We start from the raw sequence: 13,844 nt of genomic DNA on the forward strand, positions 1-13,844 counted from the left end.
GGCATGACACAGGAATGGGATGCCGGGCGACTGGACAGCGACCTCGAGGGCGTGTCTTTCGACACCCTCGCGGTACGCGCCGGCCAGCACCGCACGCCGGAAGGTGAGCACAGTGACCCGCTGTTCTTCACCTCCAGCTACGTCTTCCGCACCGCGGCTGATGCCGCGGCGCGTTTTGCCGGCGAAGTGCCGGGCAACGTCTACTCGCGCTACACCAACCCGACCGTGCGTTCTTTCGAAGAGCGCATCGCCGCCCTGGAAGGCGCCGAGCAGGCCGTTGGTTTCGCCACCGGCATGGCCGCCATCACGGCCGTGGCCATGGGCCTGTGCAGCGCTGGCGATCACGTGTTGATCTCGCAAAGCGTGTTCGGCTCCACCATCAGCCTGTTCGACAAGTACTTCAAGCGCTTCGGCATCGAGGTCGAGTACGTGCCGTTGGCCAACCTCGATGGCTGGAAGGCCGCGATCAAGGCAAACACCAAGTTGTTGTTCGTCGAGTCGCCGTCCAACCCGCTGGCCGAACTGGTCGATATTGCCGCATTGGCCGACATCGCCCACGCCAAGGGCACCTTGCTGGTGGTCGACAACTGCTTCAGCACCCCGGCCTTGCAACAGCCGTTGAAGCTGGGCGCGGACATTGTCGTGCACTCGGCCACCAAGTTCATCGACGGCCAGGGCCGTTGCATGGGCGGCGTGGTGGCCGGCCGTGCCGAGCACATGAAAGAGATGGTCGGCGTGGTGCGCACCGCCGGTGCCTCGCTCAGCCCATTCAACGCCTGGATCTTCCTCAAAGGCCTGGAAACCCTGAACCTGCGCATGCGCGCCCACTGTGCCAGTGCCCAGGTCCTGGCGCAGTGGCTGGAACAGCAGGACGGCATCGAGAAGGTGCATTACGCCGGCTTGCCCAGCCACCCGCAGCACGAACTGGCCAAGCGTCAGATGCGCGGCTTCGGTGGCGTGGTGAGCTTTGAGGTCAAGGGCGGCAAAGAGGGCGCCTGGCGCTTTATCGACGCCACCCGGTTGATCTCGATCACCGCCAACCTGGGTGACAGCAAGACCACCATCACCCACCCGGGCACCACCTCCCACGGGCGCTTGTCGCCACAGGAGCGTGAAGCGGCCGGTATCCGCGACAGCCTGATCCGCGTCGCCGTGGGCCTGGAAGACGTCACCGACCTGCAGGCCGACCTGGCCCGTGGGCTGGCGGCGTTGTGATCGACTGGACCGCTACGAGCGCGAGCAGCCATAACGGCCGCGTCGCGCTGGTCACCGGTGCTGCTCGCGGGATCGGCCTGGGCATTGCCGCCTGGCTGATCAGCGAGGGTTGGCAGGTGGTGCTCACCGACCTGGACCGCCAGCGCGGGCCCAAGGTCGCCGGTGCCCTGGGCGACAATGCGGTGTTCATCCCCATGGATGTCGCCGACGAAGCCCAGGTCGCCTCCGGTGTGGCACACGTGCTGGGCCAGTTCGGCCGGCTCGATGCGCTGATCTGCAACGCAGCCGTCACCGACCCGCACAACACCACCCTTGAAAGCCTGACGCTTGCCCATTGGAACCGGGTGTTGGCGGTGAACCTGAGCGGGCCCATGTTACTGGCCAAGCATTGCGCGCCTTACCTGCGTGCGCACTGCGGGGCCATCGTCAACCTGGCGTCAACCCGTGCCCGTCAGTCAGAAGCGGACACCGAAGCTTATGCGGCGAGCAAGGGCGGGCTGGTGGCCTTGACCCATGCCCTGGCGATCAGCCTGGGCCCGGAAATCCGCGTCAATGCGGTCAGCCCGGGCTGGATCGATGCACGGGACCCGGCGGCGCGTCGTGCAGAGCCCTTGAGCGAAGCCGACCATGCCCAGCACCCGGCTGGGCGTGTGGGCACCGTTGAAGATGTGGCGGCCATGGTGGCCTGGTTGTTGTCGCGCAATGCCGGCTTTGTCACGGGCCAGGAGTTCGTGGTGGATGGCGGCATGACGCGCAAAATGATCTATCAGGAATAGAAGAGGGGGCCTGTGCTTCTATATAGGCAGCACGGGAGCGAAAGCGGGGAAATCACTTTTTTGAAAAAAACTTCAATAAAGTTATTGACTTACCTTCGATAGCTGCGTAAAGTTCGCGTCATTGGAGAGGCAAGCGGGTGATTAGCTCAGCTGGGAGAGCATCTGCCTTACAAGCAGAGGGTCGGCGGTTCGATCCCGTCATCACCCACCACTCTGATCCTCTTCTAAACAAAGAGGGGAGGCCTTGTTACTGAGAAGGCATCCAACACTGCGCAGCGGTAGTTCAGTCGGTTAGAATACCGGCCTGTCACGCCGGGGGTCGCGGGTTCGAGTCCCGTCCGCTGCGCCATTTTTACCTGATTCGGCTATGCCGTGTCAGAGATCGAGCGGCTACTCATGCTTGGTCAGACCTGATTCAAACGGACGCAAGTCCGAGCGATACGCAGCGGTAGTTCAGTCGGTTAGAATACCGGCCTGTCACGCCGGGGGTCGCGGGTTCGAGTCCCGTCCGCTGCGCCATACAAAGCGTCGAAGCCTTGAACTCTTCGATGCACAAGAAAAGCGACCTTCGGGTCGCTTTTTTTGTTTGTGCAGTTTGTCGGGCAGACTGGCAACCTTTATCCGCAGGGAATGTCGTAGTAGGGTTGTAAACCATCTGAGACCTATTTCATGCGCTTCTTCCGCCATTGTGATGCACAATAGCCGCGGATCGTATTACCCGGGATGTGCAATGTTAAAGTCAATCGGCCTTGGTGCCTGCGGGCTGGCGGTAGTGATGGCCGGCCTCAGCGGTTGTTCGTCAAAGAAACCCGCCATGTACGAACACGAAAACTTCGATGATGCCGGTACCTTCTCGCGCACCTACCCGGTCAGTGATGCCTCGGTGTGCGAAGCCGCGCGCCGTGCCTTGCTCAGCCAGGGCTATATCATCACCAGCAGCGACCCCAAGCAGTTGGCCGGCCACAAGAGCTTCCAGCAGACTGGCGAGACGCACATGGAGATCAGCTTCTCGGTCACCTGTGCCTCCGATGGCAGTGGTGACCAAAGCTCGACCATGTTTGCCAACGCCTTGCAGGATCGCTACGCGCTGAAAAAGGTCAACAACTCGGCCAGCCTGGGTGTCGGCGTGTTGGGCTCGGTGTCGATGCCGATCGGCTCCACCGACGATTCGATGGTCAAGGTGGCCAGCGAGACGGTGGCCTCGTCCAAGTTTTACGATCGCTACTTCGCCTTGGTGGAAAACTTCTTGCCTAAAGAAGTGAAGAAGAAGGCCCACATCCCCGACAAGCCGAAGGATGAACTGGGCATTCCGGAGCCTTCGGCCAAGCCTGTGCCTGCACCGGCTGCCGCAACAGCAGCGCCTGCGCCTGTAGTCGCAACGCCTGCGGCACCGGCGGCGCCGGTGGCCACCGAAGCGCACCCGGCTGCCGTTGAAAGCCAAGGCTCGGAACCGGTGGCGCCACCGGCCGAAGCGGCGCCGATCACCCCGGCAACGCCTGCGACCACCGCAGAGCCTGCCGCTGCCGAGCCGGCCAGCAGTACGACGCCGGCCACCACCACCACCACCGAGCCCGCTGCGGCCCAGTGAGTGCAAGCCTGTGGCCCCGAGCGGGCTGCAGGCTTCACTAAATTCATGCTCGCGTGCTACGTTTAACCCAGACCATTTGGTCATCTTTTCTTCATGGGGCTGCGATAAGCTGCCGATGAAGGCCAGGTGAGCCGATGGCCTGTGTTTAACCGTAAGGAACGCGAAAATGGATGACTATCAAGAAGAGCTGCTCGAGTACCGGGCCTTTGAGCTCGACCCCGTGGAACCTGCTGAAGACGCGACCGAGCTTTAAGGTCGCGCACCCCTTTCCAGCGTACGGCAGCGAACCAAACAGCGTCAGCCACCCCGCCGAAACGCCCCCGGTGTTTGCCCATTCCAGCGCTTGAATGCCCGTTGGAACGCCTCTGGCGAAGCAAACCCCAGCAAAAATGCAATCTCGCCAAACGCCAGGTCCGTGTCGCGGATATAGGCCATCGCCAGGTCTCGCCGCGTCTCGTTGAGAATGACGCGGAACTGCGTGCCTTCGTCGGCCAGTTTGCGCCGCAGCGTCCAGGTAGGCAATTTCAGGCGCGCAGCCACTTCCTCCAGATCTGGTTCGCGGCCGCCATTCAGCAGCGGGCCGAGGAGTTGGGTAATGCGTTCGCGCAAGGTGCGGGTGCGGGTCTTGTGTTCCAGTTCCTGCTCGCAAAGCTGCAACAACTGGCGAAAGGTGCTGGGGCAGTGGTCGGGGTTGCGCAGCCCGAGGCTTTGCTGGCTCAGGCGTAGTTGATTATGTTCGGCGCCAAAGCTGATAGGTCCCAGGCTCAGGCCCTGGTACTGCACGGCGTAGACGGGCGCCTCGAACTCGATATCGATGCGCTCGGCCAGCACTGCCGTGGCGCTCAGCTTGGACAGCTTGGCCACCCAGCCGGACAGCACCGAGTCCACCACGAAGCGGTTGTAGGCGTTGTAGGGGCTGATGGAGTAAAAGCGCAGCCAGGCGCCGTGGGCATCTTCGTGAAAACTCGACTGGCCACGGTAATTGGACGCATGCAGTGGCTCGAAGCGGATCAGCGTGCGGGCTGCCTCGCGCACGGTAGGCGCCTGCGCCGCCGTCACGCCGGCCAGGCCTGCTTGGGCCAGGCGGCTGGCGTTGCCCATGCGCAAACCCAGTGCCGCATCATTGCACAGTTGCATCGCGGCAAAGCCCAGGCGCATGTAGCGCGGGATCGACAGCCGTGCACCCGGTTCGGCCAGCCGAGCGCTGTCCAGTCCGTACTGTTCAAGCAACTCGGTGGGGTCTTGGCCATGGCTGCGCACGGCATCCGCCAGGCTCTGGATGTAACCTACGGACAAGTCACCCAGGCGAATACGGGTCGGGTTCATGGGCTTATAACCATAGGTTGATCAAGCGCGCGCCGCGCCCGCCATCACTGCCGCGGGCAATGCCGGCATGGCTGGCGAAACCCTGGCCGTCGCTGAACTGATCCCAGAACTGCCCCCGCAGGAACACGCTGACACTGGCCGGGCCCAAGTTGAGCCGTTGCCAAGCCTGGCCCTCGGTGACTTCGCCGGGCTTGAGGGTGGCATCTTCAGGAATGTGCCGGCGGTTGAAACCGCGCCAGGGCAGGTTCCAATGGCCCTTGTCGGCAATCGAGGCCGGCACGGCAATCAGTTGCGCGGCCTGGCTGTTCAACTGGACGTAGTTGGCGGCGTACCAGCTGTCATTGCCAATCAAAATGCCCAGGCGCCCGGCCGGGGTGTCCAGAACTTGCAGGTGCTGATCCTTGCTGGCCCGTATGTAATTGCGTGTCTCGTACAAAGGGTAGAGCTGGCGTTGCGGTTGGCCCAGCGGTTGGCCGTCGGCGCCAAATACCACGCTTGCGTTGTACAGCGCGCCGCGGCCCACGTGCAGTTGCCCGCCAGCGACAATCGGTTCGGGCAGCACGATGGAGCCGGCCACCAGGGTTACGCCGAACTCCTTGGCCAGCCCCCCGAACAGCGCTTGGTAATCGCTGGCCATGGCCTCGGCTTTCATGCGCAATTGCGTGTCTTGCAGGCGGTCCTTGCCGCTGGCCCGCAGCCAGGCGCGGGCAAAGCGCAGCGGGTTGCTCACCGCCAGCCAGTTGAACGCCTCTTCTTCGTGGGCTGCCTGATACAACTCGTCCTTTTCGCCGCGTGCCCACAACCAGGTGCCGATGTGTTCGGGCAGCACCACCACGGTTTTTGCATTGAGCAGGCCCAAGTCGCGAGCCCCCTGCAGATAGGCCCCCAGTTTGCGGTGCAGGCGGTACAGGCTTTGATAGTCGGCGGGGTACAACTCAGGCTGGATGCCCAGCAGGTTGCCGTTACCGGCAGGCACGCCTTCGTTGACCGCCACCTTGATGCGCAAGTCAGACAGGTACAGGCCGGCAGGGCGTTGGGTGGTCCACAGCGCGTAACTGCCCAGGGCAACCAGCAGGACGAGTGAGGCGATGGAAATCAGCAATGTGCGCATGGTGAACTGGCAGTGCGTTTGGACAAGCTTCGAGACTACGGGAAAACAACGGGTTAGCGAAAGTATTTGGCTGAGCAAAGGCCTCGTGACGCTGGCCCTGTGGATGGCTGGAAGATCATGCACCCCACCCTGTAGGAGCGGATTTATCCGCGAAAAAAACACCGCGTAATACCTGACACTACGCGGTGTTCTTTTCGCGGATAAATCCGCTCCTACAGTGGGCTCAGGGGGCAGCTGACTTTGCGCATGGTGTATTCGCGCACCAGTGCCTCACCGCGTCGTAAGTTCTACGGGCTTAACGGTATCGATACAATTAGGCGGTTATGAGACTCATTGTTTCTATATTTGGGACAGATCGGCCAGGTTTGGATACTCTTGGGTGAGATGTTCGTTTGGATCATTTACTTGTTACATTTGGTCATTGAGCGCTGCGGTCGCGGACCTTATTGTCATCAGCACAAACGACGGCCGCCCACGCTGCACACGAGGCGCCCGCATACCGTGATGTGTACGATGGAGATAAAAATGGCCGCTGCTCACTACCCGCACCTGTTGGCCCCGCTGGACTTGGGTTTCACCACGTTGCGCAACCGCAGCCTGATGGGCTCGATGCACACGGGCCTGGAAGAAAAGCCCGGCGGCTTTGCGCGCATGGCGGCCTACTTTGCCGAGCGTGCCCGTGGCGGTGTCGGCTTGATGGTGACGGGCGGCATCGGCCCGAACGAAGAGGGCGGCGTGTACGCCGGTGCGGCCAAGCTGAGCACCCCTGAAGAGGCCGACAAGCACAAGGTGGTGACCCAGGCGGTGCATGAGGCGGGCGGCAAGATCTGCCTGCAAATCCTGCATGCCGGGCGCTATGCCTACAACCCCAACCAGGTCGGCGCCAGCCCGATCCAGGCGCCGATCAACCCGTTCAAACCGCGTGAGCTGGACGAGGATGGCATCGAGAAGCAGATCCGCGACTTCGTCAACTGCTCGCAACTGGCCCAGGTCGCCGGGTACGATGGCGTCGAGATCATGGGTTCGGAAGGTTATTTCATCAACCAGTTCCTGGCCGCGCACACCAACCAGCGCACCGACCGCTGGGGCGGCAGCTACGAAAACCGCATGCGCCTGGCGGTCGAGATCGTGCGCCGCGTGCGCGAGGTCGTGGGGCCCAACTTCATTATCATTTTCCGCCTGTCGATGCTCGACCTGGTGGAAGGTGGCAGCAGTTGGGAAGAAATCGTCCAGTTGGCCCAGGCCATCGAAGGCGCGGGTGCGACGCTGATCAACACCGGCATCGGCTGGCACGAGGCGCGCATTCCCACCATTGCCACCAAGGTCCCGCGGGCAGCCTTCAGCAAAGTCACGGCCAAGCTGCGCGGCTCGGTGAAGATCCCGCTGATCACCACCAACCGCATCAACACCCCGGAAGTGGCCGAGCAGATTCTGGCCGAAGGCGATGCCGACATGGTCTCCATGGCACGGCCGTTCCTCGCCGACCCAGACTTCGTCAACAAGGCGGCGCAAGGGCGTGGCGATGAGATCAACACCTGCATCGGCTGCAACCAGGCCTGCCTGGACCACACCTTTGGCGGCAAGCTGACCAGTTGCCTGGTCAACCCGCGGGCTTGCCATGAGACCGAGCTCAATTACGTGCCCACCCAGCACATGAAAAAGATTGCCGTGGTGGGCGCAGGCCCCGCCGGGCTGGCCGCTGCCACCGTGGCCGCCGAGCGTGGCCATGCGGTGACCCTGTTCGATTCGGCTGAACAGATCGGTGGCCAGTTCAACGTGGCCAAGCGCGTGCCGGGCAAGGAAGAGTTCTACGAAACCCTGCGCTATTTTTCGCGCAAGCTGCAAACCACTGGCGTGGACCTGCGCCTGAACACGCGGGTAGCGGTGGCCGATCTGTTGGCAGGCGGCTATGACGAGATCATCCTGGCCACCGGTATCGCCCCGCGCCTGCCTGCGATCCAGGGCATCGAGCACGCCAAGGTACTCAGCTACCTGGACGTGCTCAAGGCCGGCAAGCCGGTGGGGCAGAAGGTGGCGGTGATCGGCGCTGGCGGCATTGGCTTTGACGTCAGCGAATTTCTCGTGCACCAGGGCGTGTCCACCAGCCAGGACCGCGAGGCGTTCTGGAAAGAGTGGGGCATCGACACTGCGCTCCAGGCGCGCGGCGGCGTCGCCGGGATCAAGGCCCAGCCCCATGCGCCGGCGCGCCAGGTGTACCTGTTGCAACGCAAGAAAACCAAGGTGGGCGACGGCCTGGGCAAGACCACCGGCTGGATCCACCGCACGGGCTTGAAGAACAAGCAGGTGCAGATGCTCAACAGCGTCGAATACCTGAAGATCGACGACGCCGGCCTGCACATACGCATCGGCGAAGGCGAACCGCAACTCCTGCCGGTGGACAACGTGATCATCTGCGCAGGCCAGGATCCGCTGCGCGAACTGCAGGATGGCCTGGTGGCCGCCGGCCAATCGGTGCACCTGATTGGCGGCGCCGACGTGGCCGCCGAACTGGACGCCAAGCGCGCCATCAACCAGGGCTCGCGCCTGGCGGCCGGGCTCTGAGCCCAAGCGTTATGTAACACCGTGGGCGCACCGTCGTTGGGCATTCTGGGCGTTTTCCAGAACCCAAGAGGTGCGCCCATGCACGCTTTGATCACCGACCCCAAGCCCTGGGTGGCAAACCTGCCCGAAGGGCTCCCCGACCTGACCGCGCTACCGCGCCTGGCCCCAAACGATCACCCGGGGTTTGTCGTGGCTGCCCTGGCTTATTGGCAGTTGCCGATTGATTCGCACCACGTGACCCGGCAGTTGCGGCAAGAACTTCGCCTGCGCGATCACTTCCTGGAACAGGCGACTTTGCAGCACCTGTTCGGTGGCCTGGCGCACTCGGCCCTGCAGCTGGTTGAGGAGTATGTTCGCCAGCCGCGCTGGCAGGATCGCGTCAGTGGCCGCGAGGCGTATAGCCTGCACTTGCTTGACGACAGCGGCATGCGCAGTGCGCCGCTGGCAGGTTTTTTTGTCATCAGCCAGCGGCCCGCCGGCGTCGACTACGCCCTGGGCCACGTCACCGAGCGCCAGGCTGCGACGGGCCAAGCCCTGCTGTACAACTGCGGCGAGGACGGCTACCTCAAGCGTTTTGATCATTTGCAGGCGGCTCTGGACAGCCTGGCCCGGGGCCTTGTGCGTGACCGTCGCCAGCGTCAGTTGGTGCTGGCGCGCCAGGCGCCGCTCGATCAAATGCAGCTGCTCAAGGCGCTGGTCGATGGCCGGGTCACACTGGTGGCGGTGCCCCTGCGCGAGAACCTTTTCAGCGCCGTGGTGGCGCATCAGGTCGCAGCCTGGAAAGCCTGCGAGGAGTCTGCCCAAGCCTCCCAGTGGAATGCGCTGATTGGCCTGGATGTTTCCTGCAATCGCTGGGCGCAGCGGCTACGCCAGTACCGCACCTACCGCGACGCATTGCGTGGGAGCTGGCCGAGCGCCGTGCGTGAGCCGGACCCAGCGCTGGACGCCTTGGTGGCGCGGCAGTGGGCCTTGGGCAAGGTCGTCGATGACTATTTTGGCCCATTGCCCAGCTTCCAGGACTACGCGCGCGGGCGGGTTAGCGCTGAGCTGGCGAAGCTTGGGCTGGTGGCCGATGTTTCGAGCGTGGGGCTGATGGTCCATGGCCGGGTGTTCTCTGACAACACACTGCTCATCGAGCTGGCACCCAGCCTTGAGCCGGACCGTGGGCACAGTCAAGAGAGCAGTGAGTACGTGTCGATGCTCGAATACCTGGCGCTGCGGGTGGATCGCCAAGGCGATGGTCACAGGCGCCTGGAGTGGGTGGGTTTGAGTGATGAGCAGCAGGCTGTTTTCAGCTTCCGGCAACTGGATGAACTGGCCGCGCGACTGAAGCTGGAAGAAGGCTACCAAGCCATGCTGAGCGCCCGGCTGGTGCGCCCGGCGGAGGCGGCCCGTCAGGGGCGATTCGACACCGCCAAGGGCGCGGCGCTGGACTTGATTGCGAGCCAATTGCGCCTTGCCGCGCAGGTGCATTTCAAGGCCGGGCTGCTGGATGCCAGCGGCCTGGCTTGCGTGATGCACGTGCTCGATTACCCCTCGGCTGCCAGCCGGCCCTTGCGCCAGGGGCGCACGGTAAAGGTGCAGGGTTGGGTTTTTGACGGCAACAGCGCCCGCGATGTGTTTTTTTTCAGTGAGTCGGGCGAGTCGTCGGTATTGCTCTACACGCCAGGCTATCCCGGTGATCGCGCGTTCACCCGCCACAGTTCGTTCGGCGCCGCCCGTGCCGCTCTGGAGCGCGACCTTCAAGAGCTGGCACTGATGCCGTCGCAATGGAGCCCAGTGGTGCGTTACTGGGTGGGGCGCTTTGGCGGGCATCAGCAAAACGCCGCGCTGCGCTTATTGCAGGCGTTGGCCAAGGGCAAGGCCGGTGCCGAACTCAAGGCGCCGGAGATTACTGGCCCATGGCCGCAGTTTTGCTTTGATTATCGAACGCGTTTCCTGTTGGCCGAGGCCGATAGCCAGTCGGTGTCCCACGGTGAACTGGCGCGCGAGCAGGGCCTGGCCATTGCCGCGCTGGTGTTTCGCGTGATCAGCGTGGTGGTGCCGGGGCGCTTGATGACCGCCTTGGACCTGGCAGAGCTGGCCTATCTCTCGTTCAGTGGTTACGCCGCTTATGCCGCAGGGCAGCGCGAAGAGGCCGCCGATTACCTGCTTGAAGCCCTTAGCAGCGTGTCAGGGCTGGCCAACGCCAACCTGTCCTTGCCCCGTGCCAAGCGGCTCAGGGTGGGCCCTTCGCGGCTGCAGCAAGCAGCGGCCACGCCGCAACTGACGCTGTCGGCCATACACGCCAGCGCTGCGCAGGCCGAACGTTTTACCTTCAGCCAGGGGCCACGCCGTGGCCTGTACGTGGTTCGGGGGGGCGTTGTATGTGCGGCTTGAAAACGGGCTGGACTATCAGGTCTACGAAGTGCGTGACGCCCTGGCGGGGCACTCGACCTTCCGCCTGGGCGACGGCTTGGCCCTGACGCGCACGTCGGTTTTTTCCAACCCGGACCCGCTCATCGTCAGCGACGGAGCAGGCCGCTGGCGCCTGGCTGCGCGGGCTGCACTGAAGGGCGGAATGAACGCCCACCAGAACCCGCGCAAGGTGGATGCGCTCTATGTGCTGGCGGGGGTGCGCTGCAACCGTGAAGCCTTCCAGCAGCGCTCGGAAATGTTCTTTACCCTACGCGCCGATGGCCTGGACCACGTGGTGAAGTACGACCTGAACAGCCATCAATGGTTTTGTGCGGACAACCAGCACTATTACCGCCTGGACCGTGCCACCGGCCGTTTCGTCGCCAGTCGCGAAGGCCACTTGGTGGCCAGCCCCGTGGAACGGCAGATGGCGCGCCGGGCCTTGGGCTGCAGTGAGCTGCCGCCCATGCCGCCGCTGCGCCTGGCCGGTGAGGTGGAGCCGCTGCCACCCACGGTGCATCAGGTGTGGATCGGCAGCGCCGATGAGCTGATCGCTCGCCATGGCCAGGTGATCGACGGCAACAGCCAACGCACGCGCCTGACCCCGACCACCCTGACCGTGCATGTGTTGCCCAAAGGCGGGGTGACCAGCCCCCAAGCGCAATTGGAGCAACTGCGCGAGCGCTTCAAGTACGTGAAATTCCTCGCCCTGGAAAATGAACCGTTCTTCAAGGCCTTCCTCGATAGCCGCCACGCCGAACCCTTCGAGTTTTTCCTGCAGGCGGCCGAGCGCAATTACGCTGCTGCCTGCGACGTGCTGCGCTACCGTTTGATGTTCGCCTTCGATGGGACTTACCTTGACCTGGACGACGAGTTGCTCGAGGGCTTGCCCGCGCTGAACATACAGCGCGGGCAGGTGTTCACCGGCGGGGCGGTGTCCCATGTCTTGCTGGGGCTGGACTCGATTCCCAACAACAGCCATTTTGCCACGCTCAAGGCCAACCCATTGATGGATGCGGTGTCCGAGGAGTTGCTGCGCCGCTTTGCCCAATACAAGTCGGCATTGCAGCGGCGGCCGTGGGCCGGCGACCCGACCATGGTCGACTACATGAGCCATGTTTCCCGTACCACGGGGCCGGCGATGTTCAATGACGTGCTGCGCTTGGCCGACCCTCGTCACGTCCAGTATTGGCAGGCCAGGCGCTATCTGTTTGAGCTGGAACTGCGCGGGGTGATCCCCGAACAAGAGGTGATTGTGTGGGCCCGCTCGATGCGCTCAGCGGTGGCCCCTCTGGAAGGGGTCATCAATGGCGGCAGCTCGCACAGTTGGCTGACCGGGCGGTGATACACTGGCCCGCCCCGTTCGTGTGATCGTTACCTATGCAGGCAGGCCTCAGTGATCTCCCTCGCGCCCCGTTGCAGCCGCTGCACCTGCCGTGGCTGCAACAGGCAGGGGTGCAGGTCGCCATTCTGCGCCTGGACCTGGTCGACCCGCTGATCAGCGGCAACAAAGGCTTCAAGCTGCAGGGCTACCTGCGCCAGGCCCAGGCAAGCGGCGCCGCGGGCCTGATCAGCCTCGGTGGCGCGCATTCCAACCACCTGCACGCCCTGGCCGCCGCCGGCCAGCGCCTGGGCTTTGCCACGGTAGGGCTGGTGCGTGGGCATCCGGTAGACACCCCCACGGTGCGCGACCTGCAGGCATTGGGCATGCAACTGCATTGGCTGGGTTATGCCGGCTACCGTGCGCGTCATGCGCCGGGGTTCTGGGCGCCGTGGCAGGCGCAGTACCCACGGCTATTGCCAGTACCCGAAGGGGGCGCGGGATGGTGTGGCGCGCAAGGCTGCGCAGTGTTGCTGGACCAGGTGGCCGAACAACTGCCCGCGTTGGGCTGGGACGATTACGACGGCTGGTGGCTGGCCGCCGGCACTGGCACCACCTTGGCCGGGCTGGTGGTGGCCGAGCGGGGGCGGCACCCGGTGTACGGCGCCATGGCGGTGCCGGCAGGCCATGGCGTGCCGCAAATGATTGCGTCGATCCTGCAAGAGGCCGGGGCGCAGAATCAGGGCTATGAACTGATCGACGCCAGCCGGGGAGGGTTCGCCAAGGCAGATGATAGGTTGCTGGCCTTCATGGCCGACAGCGAGCGTGAGTCTGGGGTGCCGTTGGAGCAGGTGTATACGGCCAAGGCGCTGATGGCGTTGCGCGACTACGGGTTTGCTCCGGGGGCGCGCTTGGTGTTTGTGCATACCGGGGGGTTGCAGGGGCGGCTTTGACCCGCCCCCCCATCCAGCATTAACCCCGGCGCGGCAACATCCTCACCAACGTGTTATCCCGCACAAAGTAATGGTGAAACACCCCCGCCAGCGCATGCAGCCCGATCAACCAATAGCCCCAGGTGCCAATCTGCTCGTGCCAGTGCTTGATCTGCTTGGCGGCGTCCGGGTTGGGCGCGATCAGGTGCGGCAACTCCAGCCCCCAGAAGGGTACCGGCTTGTCGGCGGCGCTCAAGGTCAGCCAACCCAGCAGCGGCATCGCGATCATCAGGGCGTACAACAGCGCGTGCATCAGGTGCGCCAGGCCGATCTGCCAAGCTGGCGGCTTGGGCACGATGGCGGGGGCGGCGCCCATGATCTTTGCCAGCAGGCGGATCCACACCAGCACGAAAATGCTCAGCCCGGTGACGAAGTGCGCCTCGACGATCAACGCCCGTCCGCCGCTGCCTTTGGGCAGAAAGCCACGCAATTCGATGCAGGCGTAGACGATCACGAACAGTATCAGCATCAGCCAGTGCAGGGCGATCGACACGCTGCCATAGCGTGCCTCGGTGTTTTTCCAGGTCATGGGTGTTTCCTCACGGTCATCTCGTTA

10 protein-coding genes and 3 tRNA genes are annotated in these 13,844 nt (G+C 63.7%); 10 read left to right on the forward strand and 3 right to left on the reverse strand.

From position 1 onward, the window contains the following. The first annotated feature begins 3 nt into the window (after window positions 1–3). The 6 genes from L9B60_RS20895 (at window position 4) to L9B60_RS20920 (ending at window position 3,579) form a co-directional block, all read left to right on the forward strand. A complete protein-coding gene (locus L9B60_RS20895) occupies window positions 4–1,215 on the forward strand; it encodes an O-succinylhomoserine sulfhydrylase (RefSeq protein ID WP_249672774.1) in 1,212 nt (403 codons plus the stop codon). Next, entirely contained in the window at window positions 1,215–1,991 is a 777-nt protein-coding gene (locus L9B60_RS20900) for an SDR family oxidoreductase (RefSeq protein WP_438866146.1), read from the forward strand. Before L9B60_RS20895 ends, L9B60_RS20900 begins: the two co-directional genes overlap by 1 nt. A 135-nt stretch (window positions 1,992–2,126) precedes the next feature. Then, a tRNA-Val gene (locus L9B60_RS20905) sits at window positions 2,127–2,202 on the forward strand. A 61-nt stretch (window positions 2,203–2,263) separates the two neighbouring features. Further along, window positions 2,264–2,340, forward strand: a tRNA-Asp gene (locus L9B60_RS20910). Window positions 2,341–2,433: 93 nt separating this feature from the next. Beyond that, window positions 2,434–2,510, forward strand: a tRNA-Asp gene (locus tag L9B60_RS20915). Between the two features lie 295 nt (window positions 2,511–2,805). Continuing rightward, the gene (locus L9B60_RS20920; RefSeq protein ID WP_249672779.1) at window positions 2,806–3,579 is read left to right on the forward strand and encodes a DUF2242 domain-containing protein; all 774 of its coding nucleotides are present in this window, start codon (window positions 2,806–2,808) and stop codon (window positions 3,577–3,579) included. A gap of 297 nt (window positions 3,580–3,876) precedes the next feature. Here L9B60_RS20920 and L9B60_RS20925 read toward each other — a convergent pair whose 3' ends face one another. Further along, window positions 3,877–4,905: an AraC family transcriptional regulator gene (locus L9B60_RS20925; protein WP_249672781.1), complete on the reverse strand. Its 1,029-nt coding sequence runs from the start codon at window positions 4,903–4,905 to the stop codon at window positions 3,877–3,879. A gap of 4 nt (window positions 4,906–4,909) precedes the next feature. After that, window positions 4,910–6,016: a nitrilase-related carbon-nitrogen hydrolase gene (locus L9B60_RS20930; protein ID WP_249672782.1), complete on the reverse strand. Its 1,107-nt coding sequence runs from the start codon at window positions 6,014–6,016 to the stop codon at window positions 4,910–4,912. Window positions 6,017–6,541: 525 nt separating this feature from the next. Here L9B60_RS20930 and L9B60_RS20935 point away from each other — a divergent pair. From L9B60_RS20935 to L9B60_RS20950, 4 genes are all read left to right on the forward strand, one after another. Further along, on the forward strand, window positions 6,542–8,578 hold the full coding sequence (locus tag L9B60_RS20935; protein ID WP_249672785.1) for an NADPH-dependent 2,4-dienoyl-CoA reductase: 2,037 nt from the start codon (window positions 6,542–6,544) through the stop codon (window positions 8,576–8,578). A 78-nt stretch (window positions 8,579–8,656) separates the two neighbouring features. Beyond that, window positions 8,657–10,957, forward strand: coding sequence for a dermonecrotic toxin domain-containing protein (locus L9B60_RS20940; RefSeq protein ID WP_249672786.1), 2,301 nt, complete (start codon window positions 8,657–8,659; stop codon window positions 10,955–10,957). After that, the gene (locus tag L9B60_RS20945) at window positions 10,914–12,320 is read left to right on the forward strand and encodes a glycosyltransferase family 32 protein (protein ID WP_249672788.1); all 1,407 of its coding nucleotides are present in this window, start codon (window positions 10,914–10,916) and stop codon (window positions 12,318–12,320) included. The genes L9B60_RS20940 and L9B60_RS20945 overlap by 44 nt, the downstream gene beginning before the upstream one ends. Window positions 12,321–12,355: 35 nt before the next feature. Further along, entirely contained in the window at window positions 12,356–13,249 is an 894-nt protein-coding gene (locus tag L9B60_RS20950; protein ID WP_249672790.1) for a 1-aminocyclopropane-1-carboxylate deaminase/D-cysteine desulfhydrase, read from the forward strand. A gap of 19 nt (window positions 13,250–13,268) precedes the next feature. On the opposite strand, the gene L9B60_RS20955 is transcribed toward L9B60_RS20950, so the two are convergent. Continuing rightward, window positions 13,269–13,817 (reverse strand): cytochrome b, encoded by a 549-nt coding sequence (locus L9B60_RS20955; RefSeq protein ID WP_249672791.1) that lies wholly within the window; start codon window positions 13,815–13,817, stop codon window positions 13,269–13,271. Between the last annotated feature and the right edge of the window lie 27 nt (window positions 13,818–13,844).

The organism is Pseudomonas abieticivorans, from assembly GCF_023509015.1.
Lineage (GTDB): Bacteria > Pseudomonadota > Gammaproteobacteria > Pseudomonadales > Pseudomonadaceae > Aquipseudomonas > Aquipseudomonas abieticivorans.

Coding starts and splice junctions, on each gene's coding strand:
- L9B60_RS20920 (WP_249672779.1), top strand. CDS start 2,806: ATGTACGAACACGAAAACTTCGATGATGCCGGTACCTTCTCGCGCACC.
- L9B60_RS20950 (WP_249672790.1), top strand. CDS start 12,356: ATGCAGGCAGGCCTCAGTGATCTCCCTCGCGCCCCGTTGCAGCCGCTG.
- L9B60_RS20895 (WP_249672774.1), top strand. CDS start 4: ATGACACAGGAATGGGATGCCGGGCGACTGGACAGCGACCTCGAGGGC.
- L9B60_RS20925 (WP_249672781.1), bottom strand. CDS start 4,905: ATGAACCCGACCCGTATTCGCCTGGGTGACTTGTCCGTAGGTTACATC.
- L9B60_RS20930 (WP_249672782.1), bottom strand. CDS start 6,016: ATGCGCACATTGCTGATTTCCATCGCCTCACTCGTCCTGCTGGTTGCC.
- L9B60_RS20940 (WP_249672786.1), top strand. CDS start 8,657: ATGCACGCTTTGATCACCGACCCCAAGCCCTGGGTGGCAAACCTGCCC.
- L9B60_RS20935 (WP_249672785.1), top strand. CDS start 6,542: ATGGCCGCTGCTCACTACCCGCACCTGTTGGCCCCGCTGGACTTGGGT.
- L9B60_RS20955 (WP_249672791.1), bottom strand. CDS start 13,817: ATGACCTGGAAAAACACCGAGGCACGCTATGGCAGCGTGTCGATCGCC.